Annotated in this window: 17 protein-coding genes; 8 read left to right on the forward strand and 9 right to left on the reverse strand. The window is 35.1% G+C overall.

Features of this window, described 5'->3' with window-relative positions; genetic code table 11:
• Nucleotides 1-15: 15 nt before the first annotated feature.
• Entirely contained in the window at nt 16-1,605 is a 1,590-nt protein-coding gene (locus tag GQ593_RS03210; protein ID WP_160430593.1) for an ATP-binding protein, read from the reverse strand.
• Nucleotides 1,606-1,789: 184 nt separating this feature from the next.
• Here GQ593_RS03210 and GQ593_RS03215 point away from each other — a divergent pair, with 184 nt between their 5' ends.
• The 7 genes from GQ593_RS03215 to citX all read left to right on the forward strand — a co-directional run bounded on the left by GQ593_RS03215 (nt 1,790) and on the right by citX (nt 8,510).
• Nucleotides 1,790-3,175: a 2-hydroxycarboxylate transporter family protein gene (locus tag GQ593_RS03215; protein ID WP_160430594.1), complete on the forward strand. Its 1,386-nt coding sequence runs from the start codon at nt 1,790-1,792 to the stop codon at nt 3,173-3,175.
• A 95-nt stretch (nt 3,176-3,270) separates the two neighbouring features.
• Nucleotides 3,271-4,116 (forward strand): fumarylacetoacetate hydrolase family protein, encoded by an 846-nt coding sequence (locus GQ593_RS03220; RefSeq protein ID WP_160430595.1) that lies wholly within the window; start codon nt 3,271-3,273, stop codon nt 4,114-4,116.
• A 4-nt stretch (nt 4,117-4,120) separates the two neighbouring features.
• On the forward strand, nt 4,121-5,155 hold the full coding sequence (gene citC / locus GQ593_RS03225; RefSeq protein WP_160430596.1) for a [citrate (pro-3S)-lyase] ligase: 1,035 nt from the start codon (nt 4,121-4,123) through the stop codon (nt 5,153-5,155).
• A 21-nt stretch (nt 5,156-5,176) separates the two neighbouring features.
• The gene (citD, locus tag GQ593_RS03230; protein WP_085248300.1) at nt 5,177-5,467 is read left to right on the forward strand and encodes a citrate lyase acyl carrier protein; all 291 of its coding nucleotides are present in this window, start codon (nt 5,177-5,179) and stop codon (nt 5,465-5,467) included.
• Nucleotides 5,464-6,351 (forward strand): citrate (pro-3S)-lyase subunit beta, encoded by an 888-nt coding sequence (gene citE / locus GQ593_RS03235; RefSeq protein ID WP_160430597.1) that lies wholly within the window; start codon nt 5,464-5,466, stop codon nt 6,349-6,351. The genes citD and citE overlap by 4 nt, the downstream gene beginning before the upstream one ends.
• Nucleotides 6,352-6,363: 12 nt before the next feature.
• The gene (gene citF / locus GQ593_RS03240; RefSeq protein ID WP_160430598.1) at nt 6,364-7,893 is read left to right on the forward strand and encodes a citrate lyase subunit alpha; all 1,530 of its coding nucleotides are present in this window, start codon (nt 6,364-6,366) and stop codon (nt 7,891-7,893) included.
• Nucleotides 7,894-7,970: 77 nt separating this feature from the next.
• Entirely contained in the window at nt 7,971-8,510 is a 540-nt protein-coding gene (gene citX, locus GQ593_RS03245; RefSeq protein WP_160430599.1) for a citrate lyase holo-[acyl-carrier protein] synthase, read from the forward strand.
• 88 nt (nt 8,511-8,598) lie between these two features.
• Here citX and metB read toward each other — a convergent pair whose 3' ends face one another.
• Entirely contained in the window at nt 8,599-9,765 is a 1,167-nt protein-coding gene (gene metB, locus GQ593_RS03250; RefSeq protein ID WP_160430600.1) for a cystathionine gamma-synthase, read from the reverse strand.
• A 177-nt stretch (nt 9,766-9,942) separates the two neighbouring features.
• Between metB and metJ the strand changes: the two genes are divergently transcribed.
• On the forward strand, nt 9,943-10,254 hold the full coding sequence (metJ, locus tag GQ593_RS03255; protein WP_085248311.1) for a met regulon transcriptional regulator MetJ: 312 nt from the start codon (nt 9,943-9,945) through the stop codon (nt 10,252-10,254).
• 93 nt (nt 10,255-10,347) lie between these two features.
• On the opposite strand, the gene rpmE is transcribed toward metJ, so the two are convergent.
• The 7 genes from rpmE to GQ593_RS03290 all read right to left on the reverse strand — a co-directional run bounded on the left by rpmE (nt 10,348) and on the right by GQ593_RS03290 (nt 17,297).
• Nucleotides 10,348-10,563: a 50S ribosomal protein L31 gene (rpmE, locus tag GQ593_RS03260; RefSeq protein ID WP_065636780.1), complete on the reverse strand. Its 216-nt coding sequence runs from the start codon at nt 10,561-10,563 to the stop codon at nt 10,348-10,350.
• 140 nt (nt 10,564-10,703) lie between these two features.
• Nucleotides 10,704-11,756, reverse strand: a complete 1,053-nt coding sequence (gene degS / locus GQ593_RS03265) for an outer membrane-stress sensor serine endopeptidase DegS (RefSeq protein WP_160430601.1) — start codon at nt 11,754-11,756, stop codon at nt 10,704-10,706.
• Nucleotides 11,757-11,885: 129 nt separating this feature from the next.
• A complete protein-coding gene (locus GQ593_RS03270; RefSeq protein WP_160430602.1) occupies nt 11,886-13,259 on the reverse strand; it encodes a Do family serine endopeptidase in 1,374 nt (457 codons plus the stop codon).
• An 81-nt stretch (nt 13,260-13,340) separates the two neighbouring features.
• Nucleotides 13,341-13,745, reverse strand: a complete 405-nt coding sequence (locus GQ593_RS03275) for a YhcB family protein (protein WP_160430603.1) — start codon at nt 13,743-13,745, stop codon at nt 13,341-13,343.
• Between the two features lie 62 nt (nt 13,746-13,807).
• Nucleotides 13,808-14,269, reverse strand: a complete 462-nt coding sequence (locus GQ593_RS03280) for a DUF721 domain-containing protein (protein ID WP_160430604.1) — start codon at nt 14,267-14,269, stop codon at nt 13,808-13,810.
• Between the two features lie 215 nt (nt 14,270-14,484).
• Entirely contained in the window at nt 14,485-15,828 is a 1,344-nt protein-coding gene (gene gntP, locus GQ593_RS03285) for a gluconate permease GntP (protein ID WP_160430605.1), read from the reverse strand.
• 188 nt (nt 15,829-16,016) lie between these two features.
• Nucleotides 16,017-17,297, reverse strand: a complete 1,281-nt coding sequence (locus GQ593_RS03290) for an MFS transporter (protein WP_160430606.1) — start codon at nt 17,295-17,297, stop codon at nt 16,017-16,019.
• Nucleotides 17,298-17,337: the final 40 nt, after the last annotated feature.

Raw genomic sequence — 17,337 nt, forward strand, 5'->3', positions numbered from 1 at the left:
ATAATTGCCTTTCTACTATTTAGGTATAAATACAGAAAAAATTGTTCCATAAGGGGTATTATCTTCAAATGTAATATAACCATTGGCCTTTTTTATATAGGTGGAAACAAGGTGTAAACCAATGCCATGTTCTTTCCCCTCTTGAGATGTAACGCCGGGTTCAAAAATTGAATCACGAATATTTTCATCAATGCCACAACCTTGATCACTAATCTCAAGTACAATTTCATCTGTTGCATCACTCAGATATAAATAAATTGTTTTATCACCATGATCATTTTTTAAACTGGCATTAAAGGCATTATCAAGCAAATTACCTAAAATTGACATAAATTCTGTTTCGGTGATAAGTGAAGGTAGTGCACTTAATTGGCATGCAGGATCAAATAGTAGATTTAAACCTATTTCATGTGATTTTGCATATTTACCAATTAACAATCCACATACAGCTGGCACTTTAAAATGTGCGGTAATAAAATCTAAATTACTTTGATTATCAGCAGAATGCAATGCGATAAAAGACTGCGCTTCTTCATACCGTTTCATATAAATTAAACCCGATAACGTTGCCAACCAGTTTAGATGCTCATGCCTTAATGCTCGTAAATTATCAACATATTGTGTTACTTGCGTTAATTGCATACTTAATATATTAATATCATCAAAGTTACGAAATGTAATGACCCAACCTTGAGTTTTATCATCAATGACCACCCGAACTTTGCTGGCAATGACAATAATGTTGTTGAAATAACAAATATGATCATGTATGTCTTCAGTTTGGTTATCATTTTTATAAATAAAATCGCTTGATTTAACAAATGTCCTTAAATCATGTTTATGTAATTCATCATCACTTATTTTAATATCTAACATCGTACGAGCAGATTGGTTAATATTGATAATTTTATAGTTAAGATCAATTGCAATAACCCCTTCAAAAATCGACTCCATGATCGACTTTTGGCTTTTTACCAATAATGCAATTGCTTTAGGCTCTAAATTAAACATCTGTTTTTTAATTGCTTTTGAAAAACAATATGAAAAAATAAATAATGCTAAAAACAATAAGGAGCAAAAAAAGATAAATGGTATAAATTGCTTTATATGCAATGCATAAATACCATCAATCATGTAACCGACCGAAACTATACCGATAATTTTACCATGATCGATAATTGGAGCTTTCCCCCTTAATGCTAAGCCAAGAGAGCCTTCACTAATAGAGATGCTACTATTACCGTTAAGAACCTCTTGGTTATCGCCACCAACCATGGGAGAGTGTAAAGGACTATTCGCGGTATGAAATAAACGGTTAGCATTCGCATCGCCAATAACAATATAACTTGCGTCGCTTTGTTCAAATATCTCTGTGATTAAATTAGCAATTTTATTTGTATCTTTTTCTTTGACATATTCAATTAAACTTGGTAAAACAGATAACTCTTTTGCTTGAATTTGCGCCTTTTCGCCCAAACTTCTATATAAGTTCGTTTCGGTGGTGTTCCAAATATAGCTCTGTAATAGCGCAAGAACAATCAATGAAAACAACAAAAGCGACAAAAAAAGCTTTGTTGTAAACGATAACGGGATTTTTTTTCGCATCTTTGCTTTTACTTTTCAAATGAAATTCTCATAAGTGTAACACAGCATTAAAAAACATTTAGCCTTTAAAACCATAAAAACCACAGTTAATTTATGATTTATATCACAAAAATTTCATTAATTTTTTGTAAAGATACACACCAACAATTTCAAATAAATTAAGACATTTTGGAGAAAAAAATAAATGGTGAATTTTAACTCATCTGAAAAAAATATTAATGGAAAAGAATCAATAGGTAAGCCTTTTGAAGAGAAGCTATATGGCTGGCCATATAATTGGTGGCGCCTTATGGATAACTATAAAATTGGTGTAATTCCACTTCCATTATTTATTATTGCCGGTATCCTTATTTGTGCTGAAGTGTTAGTAACTGGCAAGTTACCTAGCGAAATCGTTGTCATGGTGGTTACTTGTGCTTTCTTTGGTTTCCTATGTGGTGAAATTGGTAAACGTTTACCAATCGTAGGTAAAATGGGTGCGGCAGCAATTTGTGCAACTTTTATTCCATCTGCACTTGTTTATTATGGTATTTTGCCTACACCAATTGTTGAAGCAACGACAAAATTCTATAAAGATACGCATATCCTTTATTTATATATCTGCTGCATTATCGTTGGTAGTATTATGAATATGGATAAGAGAACACTTATTCAAGGCTTCTTAAGAATCTTTGCGCCAATGCTTTGCGGTGAAATTGTTGGTATGATTGTTGGTGTTGGTGTTGGTTATTTACTTGGTTTAACACCATTTGAAACTTTCTTCTTCTTAGTATTACCAATTATGGCAGGTGGCGTTGGTGAAGGCGCAATTCCACTTTCAATTGGTTATGCTACAATTTTAGGTATGGAACAAGGTGATGCACTTGGTCGAGTATTACCAATAGTTATGCTTGGTGGTTTAACTGGTATTATTTGTGGTGGTATTCTTAATCGTATTGGTAAAATTTATCCTCACTTAACAGGTAACGGTCGATTATTACCCGCATCTAAAGATGATGATTCAATGGACAAAAAATCAGCTAAACCTGAAATGGCAATAGATGTTACAACATTTGCTTCAGGTGTTTTATTAGCGGCGATCCTTTATATGGTAGGTATGATTGGACACAAATTAATTGGTCTTCCTGCTCCAGTAGGTATGTTATTTGCGGCAGTTTTTGTTAAATTAGTATCAGGCGTTTCACCAAAAGTATTAAGTGGTTCACAAGTTGTTTACAAATTCTTCCAAACATCAGTAACTTATCCAATTCTATTCGCAGTAGGTGTGGCAATTACTCCATGGGAAAGAATTGTTGATGCTTTCACTATTACGAACTTAATTGTTATTGTTTGTACTGTCGTGAGCTTAGTGACCACCGGTTTCTTTGTGTCAAAAGCACTTGGTATGTATCCTGTTGATGCTGCTGTTATTTCTTGTTGTCAAAGTGGCCAAGGCGGAACTGGTGACGTGGCAATCTTAACTGCCGCAGAACGTATGGAGCTAATGCCGTTTGCACAAATTGCAACTCGTATTGGTGGTGCAATTAATGTATCAGTATCATTACTTATTCTCGGCAATTTCTTAGTATAGATTTTACATTTCAAAGAGCGACCTTAGTTTATACTAAGGTTGTTCATTTTTATTTCGTATTTATAATTAACATAAACAGCTTTTAAGGAGTTTTCATGAAGCTTGTCAGTTATCTTGTCTCTGGTAGAGCAAGTTTTGGTCTTCTTACTCACAACGGTATTGTTGATTTAAAGCAAAAATTAGGCGATAAATATGCCGATTTAAAATCACTACTTGCCGATAAAGAAGGACTATCTGTTGCCAAAACCTATCTTGATGCCCCAAGTGACATTGATGAACAAGACATTACTTATTTACCTGTAATCCCAAATCCAAACAAAATTTTATGTGTTGGCATGAATTATGCTGAAAAACGAGCAGAATTTAATGAAACCAGTTCAGCGCCAACTCTATTTGTTCGCTTTCCTGATTCTCAAACAGGAAATAAGACTAATATTATTAAACCAGCTATCACTAATGAATTAGATTATGAAGGCGAGTTAGCCATTATCATTGGTAAAGCAGGTTTTCGCATTAGCCAAGAAGAGGCTTTATCATATGTGGCAGGATATAGTTGCTACATGGATGGCTCTATTCGCGATTGGCAGTATACTTGGTTTACCGCAGGTAAAAACTGGCCAAATACAGGCGCATTTGGTCCATGTTTAACTACCACGGATGAAATTCCAGATCCTAAAGTTTTAACATTAACAACTTATTTAAACGGTCAAGAAATGCAACATGATTCTATCAAAAATCTTGTGCATACAGTACCTGAATTAATTTCATATATTAGTACATTTACTCATTTATCACCTGGGGATGTCATTCTTACTGGTTCACCTGGTGGAGTGGGTAAAAAACGTCACCCTCCTGTGTTTATGCAAGATGGGGATATTATTGAAGTTGAAATTACCAAAATTGGGCGTTTAACTAACTCTGTTGTTGCAGAAAAAAGGTAACATTATGTATGATTTAGCTGATTACACTGTTGTTGATATTTCCAAATCAAAACAAGATTATCAAGAAATTGAGCAACTATTATCTCGCTCTGATCTCAATTTAGATTCACAAGTCACCATTTTTATGGTCGTAAAAATTGATGCTAAAATTATAGCTTGTGCAGGGATTGATCGCGATATTATAAAGTGCGTTGCTATTGATCCCGATTACCGTGGCAATCAACTAAATCTCACTTTAATGGATCACACCATAAAATATGCTAACGAAAGTGGCTATTTTCACCTTTTTTTATATACAAAGCCTGAAAATATAGATTTTTTTAAAGGATGTGGCTTTTACCCTATTGTTGAAATAACCGATCTTGCTGTCCTAATGGAAAATAATCCTGTTGGCATTAAACAGTACTGTAAGCAACTGCACGCACAACAAAAAGACGGAAAAAAGATTGGCAGTATTGTTATGAATGCCAATCCTTTTACTAAAGGTCATCAATATCTTGTGCAATACGCTGCCAGTCAATGTGACTGGTTGCATGTTTTTGTCGTCAATGAAAATGCATCACAATTTTCATTTGATACACGTTTAAAATTAGTTCAAGATGGTACTAAACACATAAAAAATGTTACTGTGCATGCTAGCTCACCTTATATTATTTCGAGGGCAACATTTCCGACTTATTTTCTAAAAGATAAGGCAAAAATTGATCGAGCCTATATGGGTATCGACCTGCTTATATTCCGAAATTATATTGCACCAACACTTAATATTACCTATCGATTTGTTGGTACTGAACCTTTTGATGAAGTCACTAAAGCTTATAATGAAGCAATGTCTTATTGGCTTACAGATAAAACAGTCAGTGAACAATCAGCAATTACTGTTGTTGAAGTTCCACGGATAACCGAAGACAACACTATTGTATCGGCCTCATTAGTGAGAAAATTATTGGCATCGGGGCAATATGAAGAGGTAATAAAACTAGTTCCATCTACTACATGGGATTACCTTTCAGCTAATTTGGATAAATTTAAAATTTAATACGTTTTTAAAGGTAAAAAAATGAAAATACAAAAAGAAGCCATGGCAGGGACTCTTGAATCTAGCGATTTGTTAGTCAAAGCCATACCAAACACGGGAATTGAAATTGTTATTAATAGTGATGTTAATAAACAATTCGGCGATCAAATTCGTGCAGTTGTTGAGCAAACTTTAAATGAGCTTAATGTAACCGACGGTTTAATCATTATTGATGATAAAGGTGCACTTGATTGTGCTATTAAAGCAAGAGTTCAATGTGCGGTATTACGTGGCGCAGAAGAAGAAAACTTAGATTGGAGTAAATTATTATGAAAAAATTACGTCGAAGTATGCTATTTCTTCCAGGTGCAAACGCGGCAATGTTATCAACCTCTTTTGTTTATAAACCCGATTCAATCATGTTTGACCTTGAAGATGCTGTTTCCATTAAAGAAAAAGATTCAGCACGTTTATTAGTAGCACAAACATTGCTTCTTCCTGTTTATAAAGAGCACGGAATTGAAACAGTAGTACGAATCAACTCACTTGATACTCCATTTGGTTTAAAAGACCTTGAAGCAGTAGTAAGAGCAGGTGTTGACGTAGTACGTTTACCGATGACTAATTGCGCAGAAGATATTCATGAGTTAGAAGCACACGTTGCAAGAATTGAAAAAGAGTGTGGACGTGAAGTGGGCAGCACTAAATTAATGGCGGCAATTGAATCGGCTCAAGGCGTTGTTAATGCTGTTTCTATTGCTCAATCTTCTCCACGCTTAATCGGTATTGCACTAGCTGCATTTGACTATCTTGTTGATATGCAAACAGAGCGTGGCGATGGTACTGAGTTATTTTATGCTCGCTGTGCTGTTTTACATGCAGCACGTGTAGCTGGCATTGATGCCTTTGATGTGGTGTATTCAAATGTTAATGATGATGAAGGTTTCTTAAAAGAAGTTAGCCTAATTAAAAAACTCGGATATAACGGTAAATCACTTATCAATCCAAGACAAATTGAACTATTACATAATGCATATGCGCCAACAGCCGCTGAAGTGGAAAATGCTCAAAAAGTGGTTGAAGCAGCAGAAGAAGGTGAAAGAAAAGGCCTTGGCGTTATTTCCCTAAACGGCAAAATGATTGATGCACCGATTATAGCTCGTGCTAGAAAAGTTATCGAGTTGGCTAAATATTCTGGTGTTCGTAAAGAAATTTGATAGGATTGAAAAATGACTACTTCTATAAATAAAAAAATTGATGATTTGCTTAAACAGCATCCAGATCTCAAAAATATCACGCCATTTATTGACGCTAACGCTACGACTCCTTATTTAAAAGATGAGTCTAAATACACGCGTAAATTGTGTGATTCTATTGAACAGGCAATCAAAAAATGTGAATTACGTGATGGTATGACTATCTCTTTTCACCACGCATTTCGTGAAGGTGATAAGGTTATCAACAAAGTTGTTGAAACTATCAGTAAATTAGGTATTAAAAACTTAACACTAGCTTCAAGTTCGTTATTAAGCTGTAACTCAGCATTAATACCTCATATCGAATCAGGTGTAATTACTAAAATTTATACCTCTGGTCTACGTGGTAAATTAGCCGATGCAATTTCACACGGTTTAATGGAAAACCCAGTCCATATCCATTCTCATGGCGGACGAGTAAAACTTATCCAAAGCGGTGAAATTAACATTGATATCGCATTTTTAGCTGTATCAACAGCTGATGAGCAAGGTAACGCGAATGGTGTATCAGGTAAATCACAATGTGGTGCACTTGGTTATGCCATGGTTGATGCGCAATTTGCAAAGAAAGTAGTATTACTTACTGAAGATATCGTTGGTTATCCTAACCATCCAGCAAGTATTCGCCAAGATCAAGTTGACTATATTGTTAAAGTTGATGAAGTCGGTGATCCAACTAAAATCAGTGTGGGGGCAGCACGTATCACTAGCAATCCACGCGAACTGATGATCGCGCGTTATGCTGCTGATGTTATTGAACACTCAGGCTATTTCAAGGATGGTTTCTCAATCCAAACAGGTTCTGGTGCATCATCAACTGCGGCAACGCGTTTCCTTGAAAATCGTATGCGTGCGAAAAATATTACTGCATCATTTGCATTAGGTGGTATTACAGCAAGTATTGTTGATCTTCATGAAAAAGGCTTGGTTAAACGCTTATTAGATACTCAAAGCTTTGATGGCACCGCCGGACAATCTTTAGGTAAAAATAAAGATCATATTGAAGTATCAACCAATGTTTATGCAAACCCAGCATCAAAAGGTGCGAGCGTTGATGAACTTGATATTGTTATTTTAAGTGCTTTAGAAATTGACCTTGATTACAATGTTAATGTATTAACGGGTTCTGACGGCGTTATGCGTGGTGCATCAGGTGGTCACTGTGATACAGCTGCTGGTGCAAACTTAACAATCGTTGTTGCCCCACTAATTCGTAGCCGTATTCCAACTGTAATTAAAAAGGTAACAACACTAGTCACTCCTGGTGAAAGCGTTGATGTACTTGTGACTGACCATGGTATTGCGGTTAATCCTAATCGTCCAGAAATTGCTGAACGTTTAAAAGCTGCTAATTTGCCAATTATGAGCATTGAAGAGCTTTATCAACGTGCTGTATCTTTAACTGGTGAACCAAAACCAATCGAGTTTAAAGATAAAATTGTTGGTATCGTACATTTCCGCGACGGTTCAGTTATTGATGTCGTACGTCAAGTTAAAGACTAATTTTAGTCTTAATTAATAGAGTAATAGCCTAACATGTAAAAATGTTATGCTATTACTATTCTTATCTAATGGAAAAAATGCTAATTAAATTTGATGATGGCACTCCAATTAACCTTGAGCAAATGCTATTAGCCAAGGAAAAGAGAGTGGAAAACCAAAAACAGGCAATGCTATGTTATAAACATCCGATCATATCATTAAGCCTAGTTATTCCCGGTGCTATAAAAAACAGCAGCGGTGCTCGTTATCTTTTTGATGAAGCTATCAAAGCTTTACAGCATTGTTTTTTACAAAATGACATCACGATAATCAATGAAGATCATTATCACTACATCACCGGTTCAGAAGCCATTATAGCAGTAAAATGTTCAGCTAAAACGCTTAAAAAATACTGTATGGATATTGAAAATAATCACCCTTTAGGGCGTTTGTGGGATATTGATGTTATTGACATTGTTACACAACAAAGCCTGTCACGCTCACAATTTGATAACCAACCAAGGCAATGCCTGGTCTGTCATGAAGCGGCAAAAGTTTGCGGTAGAGCCAAACGGCATTCAATCAATGAAATTTTTATAGCGATTGAAAAAAAGATAGAAAAATTTCAGCAAATATAAACAATAATCATCATTACAAATAGCGCGGATTGATGAAATAACGCAACTACCATATATCATCAACCCTAATTATAATCTATAAAACCAGTTAAATTGTTTCAAGTGCCTGCTGTAAATCAGCCAGTAAATCTGTAATATCTTCCAAACCAACTGAAATACGCAATAATTGATCTGAAATACCAGCCGTTTTTCGTGCTTCAGCACTAATACCTGAATGTGTCATTGTCGCTGGATGACACACAAGACTTTCAACTCCACCAAGTGATTGAGCCAATGTAAAAATATTAAGTGCCTTTAAAAATTTCGGCATCACATCGGCATCGCCAGCCAATTCAAAACTGAGTAATGAACCAAAACCTTTCTGTTGTTTTTTAGCGATATCATGCCCAAGGTTAGTTGGTAAAGAGGGATGAAATACTTTGGCTATTTTCGGATGGCTAGCAAGGAACGCAACGACTTTTTGTGCATTGTCTTGTTGCAAATTCACACGTGCAGCAAGGGTTCGTAACCCACGTAATAAAAGATAACTATCAAATGATGAGGTCAATGTACCAATGTTATTTGCCCACCATAAAACATCTGTAGCAAGTTGTTGGTCTTTAAAGACTAAAATCCCTGCTAATAAATCTGAATGCCCGTTTAAAAATTTAGTACAAGAATGAGTAACAATATCAGCACCAAGCTCTAATGGTTTTTGCAAAATAGGCGTCATAAACGTATTATCGACTAAAACTAAAGCACCTACGTCATGTGCTTGCTGCGCAATTTTTTTAATATCAACAACACGCAGTAATGGATTACTTGGTGTTTCAATCAAGACTAATTTAGGATGTAAGCTTAATGCTTCTTGCAATGCGACCAAGTCAGACTGATCAACAAATTTTACTTTAAAATAGCCCTTCTGACTCAAACTATTAAACAGCCGATAACTACCGCCATAACAATCATGAGGGGCAACAACTAAGTCATTTGGCGCTAATAAAGCAACACTAATAAGGTGAATTGCTGACATGCCACAGTTAGTTAAAATAGCATCGACACCACCTTCTAATTTTGCAACAGTCTCTTCCACCAATCGTCGACTTGGATTGGCTTTGCGCGCATAATCAAATTCTCTTGGTTTCGCAAATTCTTCATAACGATAACACGTAGATGGTGTGATAACAGGTACAACACTGCCATATTGATCATCAGTATTGAGCCCACCACGAACAGCAATTGTTCCTTGGTTTAAATTGTTAGCTTGACTAGTCATAATAACATTCCTCTAAATAATGCTTTGCTTACTTCAAGAATAGATTGTATAAGAATAACATACTAAATATAGACGTCAACATGTCTAGATGTCTAACTGTCTTGGTGTATAGATTGCAGAAAGATAAAAAAACCGTTAGAATTGCCCACATTATTTGTGATGTAATTTGGTGAAAATATGATGGAATGGAATGGCGAATATATAAGCCCTTATGCTGAGCACGGTAAAAAAAGCGAGCAAGTAAAAAAAATTACAGTATCAATTCCGTTAAAAGTATTAAAAATCTTGACTGATGAGCGTACTCGCAGGCAAGTTAATAATTTACGTCACGCAACAAATAGTGAATTATTGTGTGAAGCCTTTCTTCATGCTTATACTGGCCAACCTTTACCTTGTGATGAAGATTTACAAAGAGATCGCGAAGATGGTATTCCGAAACAAGCTCAAAAAATGATGCAACAATTAGGAATCAACCCTGAATTTGATTGATTATTAACTAAAAATATTAATTTAAAAAAGCAAAAAGGCGCATAATGCGCCTTTTCAACTACTATTGATTCTAAGATACGGTTTTTCGGAAAATTATTTCTTACCGCCAACCATAGCAAAACGTTGTTTGAACTTATCTACACGTCCGCCAGTTGCAACATCACGTTGTTTACCAGTATAGAACGGGTGACACTCACCACATACGTCAAGATGAATATCATGACCAATAGTAGAATGAGTTTTAATAACATTACCACAAGAACAAGTTGCATTAATTGCAGTATATTCTGGATGGATACCTTCTTTCATAATAAACCTCTAAAGTTTGTTCGTATCGCTATATAAATGGCTAAAAGCAAAATCTATACACCATACGAGTGTTAAAAAACATGATAAGGTTGCGAATTATATGCCTTAAAGGTTAAATAATCAAGCCATAAAAAGACAAATTAAACGGATAATTGCCCTATTGTCACTTGTAGTTCAACCTTTTCACCATTCCGCAATACAATAATGGGGACAATTGTACCCGGTTTCAACTCGGCAATTTGATCCATGGTTTCAACAATGGATTTAACAGGCTTATTATCCACCATAATCAAGATATCATTAGCTTGTATGCCCGCTTGTAAAGAAGGTCCTTCAACATTGGTGACTAAAATACCTAACACCACTGGCATATCGCTTGGATTTTGAGTTGGCGCAAATTCTAATCCATCAATACCGATATAACCACGAATAATTTTTCCATCCTGAATCAACTTATGCATGATCTTAACAGCTAAAGAAGCTGGAATCGCAAATCCAATCCCTTCGGGAACATCATTACCCAAATTTTTTGCAAAGGTAAGCGTATTAATTCCCATTAATTCGCCTTTAGTATTAACTAGTGCTCCCCCAGAATTACCGTGATTTATTGATGCATCAGTTTGAATAAAATTCTGTCTTCTATATGGGCTTAGCCCATCGCGACCTGTAGCACTGATAATACCTTGTGTGATGGTTTGCCCTATATTGTAAGGATTACCTATGGCTAAAACAACATCACCAATCTTGGGCTCACGCTGAGGATTAATGGCAATAGTTGGAATATTAGAGGCTTCTATTTTTAATACGGCAAGATCAACAAGTTTATCAGAACCTACCGATAAGGCCTCAAAAATTCGTCCATCTTGCAGTGCAACAATAATTTGCTCTGCATCTTCAACAACGTGATAATTAGTAACAATATATCCCTGTTCACTCATTATTACCCCTGAACCAAGTGGAGTAATTGGGCTATCTTGTGATTCTTGAGAAACAGAATTAATTGAGCGACTATAGATATTAACTACTGCAGGCGCAGCAGTTTTTACAGCATCAGAATAACTTAGAGGCTCGTTACTGAAAATAGAAGCAAAAAAATGCAATTGCTTTCCGTTTCGTAATGAAGGAAAAATAATTAATAACGCAACGGCTAAAACTACACCGATTAATATTGGCCATAAAAATTTTTTAAGCATTGCCGTCAGATGATAGTGATTAGATATGGCAACGATTTTAGCATATATACAAAAGTGTTAACATCACTGTTTCTCGCCGATGCCAAAGCATCGACGAAATAGAGTTTAATTACCTCTAGTTTGAAAAAATTATCTTAAAATGAGATAAATTCGGCTATCTCCTCGAACTATATTAAGCGCAATAACAGACGGATTACTATCAATGATTTTGCGAAGTTCTGCAATATTAGTTACTCGCCCTTTGTTAACACCAGTAATCAGATCTCCCTCTTGCAAGCTAAGTCGAGAAGCAGGTGAATTTTTAGCAATCTTTTCAATTAAAACACCTTTTTGACCTTTAATTTCACCATTACTAAGTGTTGCACCATCAAGAGCAGTATGCAATGATTTAGCTTCAGTTGTCACCTCATCACTGTTTTTCAGTTTGACCTCGACAGACATTTCTTTGCCATCTCGAATTAAACCTAATTTTACAGTTCTCCCAGCACCAGTTGTGGCAATTTTTGCACGTAATTCAGCAAAACTATCAACAGGTTTACCGTCCATTGAAATAATAATATCGCCAGATTTAATGCCCGCAGCTTGCGCGGCTGAATTTTCAATCACTTCACTAACGAAAGCACCTTTTTGAACATCAACATCAAACGCTTTTGCTATATCTGATGTTAATTCATTACCTTTAATGCCAAGCACACCACGTTTGACTTCACCAAACTCAATAAGCTGCGATGTTAAACTTTTTACCATATTACTAGGAATTGCAAAGCCAATCCCAACATTACCACCACTTGGCGCAATAATCGCTGTATTAATACCAACGAGTTCACCATTTAAATTGACAAGTGCCCCTCCAGAGTTTCCTTGGTTTATTGAGGCATCAGTTTGAATAAAATTTTCAAAACCATTCATATTAAGCCCACTGCGAGCCAAAGCTGAAATAATCCCCGAAGTAACAGTTTGACCAATACCAAATGGGTTACCAATAGCAACAGCATAATCACCAACACGCAAATTATCAGAATCAGCCAATTTAATCGCCGTTAATTTTTTGGCATCTTCCACTTTAAGCAAAGCTATATCGCTTTGAGGATCTTTACCAATGAGTTTTGCTTTAAATTCATGTCCATCATTAAGAGCAACCGTGATTTTATCGGCGCCATCAATAACATGATTATTCGTCACCACATAACCTTTTTCGGCATCAACAATCACACCTGAGCCTAGACCTGTAAACGCTCTTGATTGACTATCAGGGTAACCAAAAAAACGTCTAAATTCTTCTGGCATATTATTTTGCATTTGCGCAGTGCCCTCAACCTTAATGCTAACAACTGAAGGTAATACCGTTTCGAGCATAGGAGCCAAACTTGGCTGCTGTGTATTACTATCGGTTGCGGTAGGAGGAAAAGAAGCATAAGCATTGGGATATGATGTTAAACTTAACCCTAAACTTAACGCTACAATGCTTAATAATTTTTTTTGTTGTTTTAATGAATTAATCATCTTCTAACTCTCGCTTTCATAAAAATTTAATCTCTATAAAATTGCTTGACCATTAAGTAACGGCGAATAAAACCATCGTAGTTAAGATTTGTTTTCATCCGCTTTAAATAAACCAGAAGAATTATCTGAATAATCTCTAGGCTGCTTATCAAGTATCATTTCTTTTTTTTCATCTGAATCAGAGTTGGAATCAAAATCCAAAGATGTGGCTTTATCGCCATCAATAAATTGACCAGAATTTTCAGCCATATGTTGATAAAGGCGACGAAACTCTTTAGCCATACTATCCAATATCTCAGCACTATGAGAAAAATGTTTAGCAATCATTTGTTTTTGTGCTATTAATTCGTCTTTTGCTTGTTCTAGCTCATGTTTAACTTTGGCATATTTACGGGCCTTAGGACTAATAACACTTACAAAAATAAAACCAATAATAAAACCAATTACTAATCCAATCATAAGATAAGTAAGCATATCTTTATCCATTATTCACTCCTTATATCGTTAAGATATATAATTTTATAAAATTGAAATCCAATTATCAGCACTTATTTTGCATGGTTAGCAAGTTTTATCAATTGTTTTTTTAACTTATCTGGTGCATTTTCCGCTAATGCATATAAAAACATTGCACTTTTAGCTGTCATCACACTCGATACTAAAGATGATTTAACAGTATGAGAATGACGCTGTGACAACTTTACTAAAATATCTGGATTAATCTGATATTGGATAGACGATAGAGACGGTAAAATACTTCTCCGTATCTCAGATATTAAATGACTCTGTTCATATTTCAATCTAGTTAACCAACCAGCTGTACTTACTTCTAAAATCAATACCCCTTCGCGATAATTAGCCACTCGGCATTGTTGATTCAATGGGGATGGCAATAAATCGTTAACTACTTTAGCCAATGTTTTTAAAGCATTAGTTCTTTCTTGAATCTTAGAAAAACAAGAGGCTTGCGTCATTATTGACGTCAAGACTTGTGGCTCATTAAAACGCATACCTTGACTTCCTCTCCTTTCTTAATCAATAAAAAAGTAAATTTTCTTCTAAAAACTAAAAAGAAGTATTAGTTTAATAATTTACCCTATTTATCGTCAAAAGTCTTATTGAAAAAATTTATTTACAGTTTGATAAAAATTTCTTTATTAAAAAGAATAAAAATAAAAAAGATTAACTGCTACATTTTGCAGTTAATCTTTTTAAGAAAGGACAATCAAGCAATAATACCTATGATAAGTACAACAATTAAGCCAACAATTGAATTAACTAATTCTAATAAGCCCCATGTTTTTAAAGTATCTTTAATCGATAAATCAAAGTAACCTTTAAATAACCAAAATGAAGCATCATTGATATGAGTTAACGTATTAGAGCCAGCAGCAGTTGCAAGTACGAGTAGTGCTGGGTTAACGCCATTCATAACGCCTGTTGTTGGATCGATAACAGCTGCGCCAATGATTCCCGCTGCTGTCATTGCAGAGACAACACCTTGCCCTGTAGCTAAACGAATTAACACTGTAATTAACCATGCCATAATATATGGCGATACGCCCCCTGTTGACATTAATTGTCCAATAACATCACCAATTCCTGTATCAATAATAATCTGTTTTAGTGCACCACCAGCCCCAATAATTAATACCACCATTGCAATACCTTTTACCGCATTATCAAAAGAATGCATAACCCATTCCATTGAGTGATTAAGTTTTTTTCCAAATAATATAAATGCGGCGATCATTGCAATAAACATAGCAATTTGAGATGAACCGATAAAATTAAGAACAGAATAAGTAGTTGTTCCTTTTTCTAGCCATATATTTGCTATTGTCGTTGCAATCATGATGTAAGCTGGGATCAGGGGAACAGTAATTGATGTAAAAAAGGAAGGAAGATTATTTTCATCAACAGAATTTTCAGATTGTAAAAATTGAGGTGTTGGTCTTTCCAGATTACCTAAAAATTTAGGGAGAATCAGTCCAGCAAACATGACAGAAGGAATCGCAACAATTAACCCATAAATATAGACCATTCCCATATCAGCATTATATGCATTCACTAGTGCAACAGGTCCTGGTTGTGGTGGAAATAAAGAATGAGCTGTTGTTGCCGCCGCAACGCCAGGTATAGCTAATTTTAAAAATGGAATTTTAGCCTCTTTGGCTAATGCGATCACCAACGGTGCTAAAATTATGAATGCCGCTTCATAAAACATCGCTAAACCAAATATAAGCCCCATAATAATAATGGCTATTTTTACATATTTAATGCCTAATTTTTTCAATAGCGTTTGAGCAATCTGATGAGCTGCGCCAGAATCAACCATTAGTTTACCAATCACAGCACCAAATACGACAATAATAGCTAATTCGCCAAGTGTTCCACCAAACCCTGATTTAATGGTTTTAAGAATGCTCAATAAATCCATCTTAGCCATCAAACCGACGAATATTGCAGCAGCTAATAATGCAACCATTGAGTTTATTTTAAAACGAATATTTAAAACTAACATTAATCCTATTCCAAGGCCAACCCAAAGAATATTTAAAAGTTCCATGAATAAAAAAACCCTATTCTTAATTTTATTGGTTAACATTAAGTTGGTATATAGATTTCTTCTTTAAAGAAGTTAATTAGATCTCACAATAAAAGCTTTTAGTAAATAGTAAAACAAAAAACTAATAAAATAATGACAAATACAATTTAGGTATTGTATTTGTCTGTTTAAAAATATAAGAAAGATAACTAACTTTTTTCTAATTGAAAGTTACTGTGCTGAATTTTGTTTTCTCTGATAAAAATCCATAAAACAACTGCACCTATTACATCAAAGAAAGCTAACGCAATAAAAAATGGACCAAAACCAATAATCCCAACGAATGCTCCAATAAATAGATTAAAAATTAGCTGACCTGTCCATGCACATGCTCCAGCCATTCCAACTGCCGTAGCAACTTGATTTTTCTTAAACAAATCACCACCTAATGTTGACGCAACTGTAGATAATAGTTGATGAGAAAAACCACCTAAACTAATTAAGAACACGGCTAGATAAGGGTTTTGAACAATACTTACAAAACCAATGGTCATCATAAGTACAGCGCCTATAGAAAAAGTAATTAATCTTGATTTGATTAATGATATACCTTTATCATTGAAATATTTAGCTACAAATCCACTAGCTAAACATCCTAAATCAGCCATTAAAAAAGGTAACCAAACAAACATAGCAATTTCTTTTAGGCTAAAATGTAGCGTTTCAACAAAAAATATTGGTACCCAAAAATTAATAGTACCCCAAGCAGGATCGGCAAGAAAACGAGCAATACCAATTCCCCAAAAGTTTCGTTGAGAAAGAATTGATGGAATAGAAACTTTTTCTTCTTTATCAATATCTAAATATTTCTCTTGTCCAGCCTCAATATATGCACGTTCTTCAGCCGATAACATTTTAGAATCTTTAGGATCTCGATAAAAAGTAAACCAAGCAAGTGCTGCAATCAATGCTAAAGATCCAGAAACGACAAAAGCAAATTGCCAACCTTGAAATAAAATACACCAGGCAATTAAAGGTGGAGCTAACATTGCACCAAATGAAGTTCCCATATTAAATATCCCTGAAGCAATACCTCGCTCTTTTGCAGGAAACCATATAGATGCTGTTTTTATACCAGCAGGTATTGCGGAAGCTTCACTGAAACCCATAATTCCACGCATGAAAGCTAATCCTTGCCATGTGCCAGTTAATGCATGTCCCATGGTTGCTAGCCCCCAAACTATAGCACAAATAGCAAAGCCAAGCCTTAATCCTATTGTATCAATAAAAAAGCCCATAATTGGTTGACCAATTGTATAAGCTAATTGGAAGGCACTTACTACCCAAGAATATTGCTCTTTAGTAATACCCGTTGTTTCTAAGATAGTAGGGGCAGCAACACCCAAAGCTGTTCTGTCAAGGTAATTAACGATGGTAATTGCACAAATAAGTAATATCATGTACCACCTAAATTTTCGTACTGTTTTCATTATTACTCCTTATTATTCCATCTAAACATTAATTATTTAT

It is taken from the genome of Gilliamella sp. Pas-s25, from assembly GCF_009795885.1.
Lineage (GTDB): Bacteria > Pseudomonadota > Gammaproteobacteria > Enterobacterales > Orbaceae > Gilliamella.

Coding starts and splice junctions, on each gene's coding strand:
- citX (WP_160430599.1), top strand. CDS start 7,971: ATGCTAATTAAATTTGATGATGGCACTCCAATTAACCTTGAGCAAATG.
- GQ593_RS03215 (WP_160430594.1), top strand. CDS start 1,790: ATGGTGAATTTTAACTCATCTGAAAAAAATATTAATGGAAAAGAATCA.
- GQ593_RS03290 (WP_160430606.1), bottom strand. CDS start 17,297: ATGAAAACAGTACGAAAATTTAGGTGGTACATGATATTACTTATTTGT.
- gntP (WP_160430605.1), bottom strand. CDS start 15,828: ATGGAACTTTTAAATATTCTTTGGGTTGGCCTTGGAATAGGATTAATG.
- GQ593_RS03275 (WP_160430603.1), bottom strand. CDS start 13,745: ATGGATAAAGATATGCTTACTTATCTTATGATTGGATTAGTAATTGGT.
- GQ593_RS03270 (WP_160430602.1), bottom strand. CDS start 13,259: ATGATTAATTCATTAAAACAACAAAAAAAATTATTAAGCATTGTAGCG.
- GQ593_RS03210 (WP_160430593.1), bottom strand. CDS start 1,605: ATGCGAAAAAAAATCCCGTTATCGTTTACAACAAAGCTTTTTTTGTCG.
- citE (WP_160430597.1), top strand. CDS start 5,464: ATGAAAAAATTACGTCGAAGTATGCTATTTCTTCCAGGTGCAAACGCG.
- rpmE (WP_065636780.1), bottom strand. CDS start 10,563: ATGAAAGAAGGTATCCATCCAGAATATACTGCAATTAATGCAACTTGT.
- GQ593_RS03280 (WP_160430604.1), bottom strand. CDS start 14,269: ATGCGTTTTAATGAGCCACAAGTCTTGACGTCAATAATGACGCAAGCC.
- degS (WP_160430601.1), bottom strand. CDS start 11,756: ATGCTTAAAAAATTTTTATGGCCAATATTAATCGGTGTAGTTTTAGCC.
- citF (WP_160430598.1), top strand. CDS start 6,364: ATGACTACTTCTATAAATAAAAAAATTGATGATTTGCTTAAACAGCAT.
- metB (WP_160430600.1), bottom strand. CDS start 9,765: ATGACTAGTCAAGCTAACAATTTAAACCAAGGAACAATTGCTGTTCGT.
- citC (WP_160430596.1), top strand. CDS start 4,121: ATGTATGATTTAGCTGATTACACTGTTGTTGATATTTCCAAATCAAAA.
- citD (WP_085248300.1), top strand. CDS start 5,177: ATGAAAATACAAAAAGAAGCCATGGCAGGGACTCTTGAATCTAGCGAT.
- metJ (WP_085248311.1), top strand. CDS start 9,943: ATGATGGAATGGAATGGCGAATATATAAGCCCTTATGCTGAGCACGGT.
- GQ593_RS03220 (WP_160430595.1), top strand. CDS start 3,271: ATGAAGCTTGTCAGTTATCTTGTCTCTGGTAGAGCAAGTTTTGGTCTT.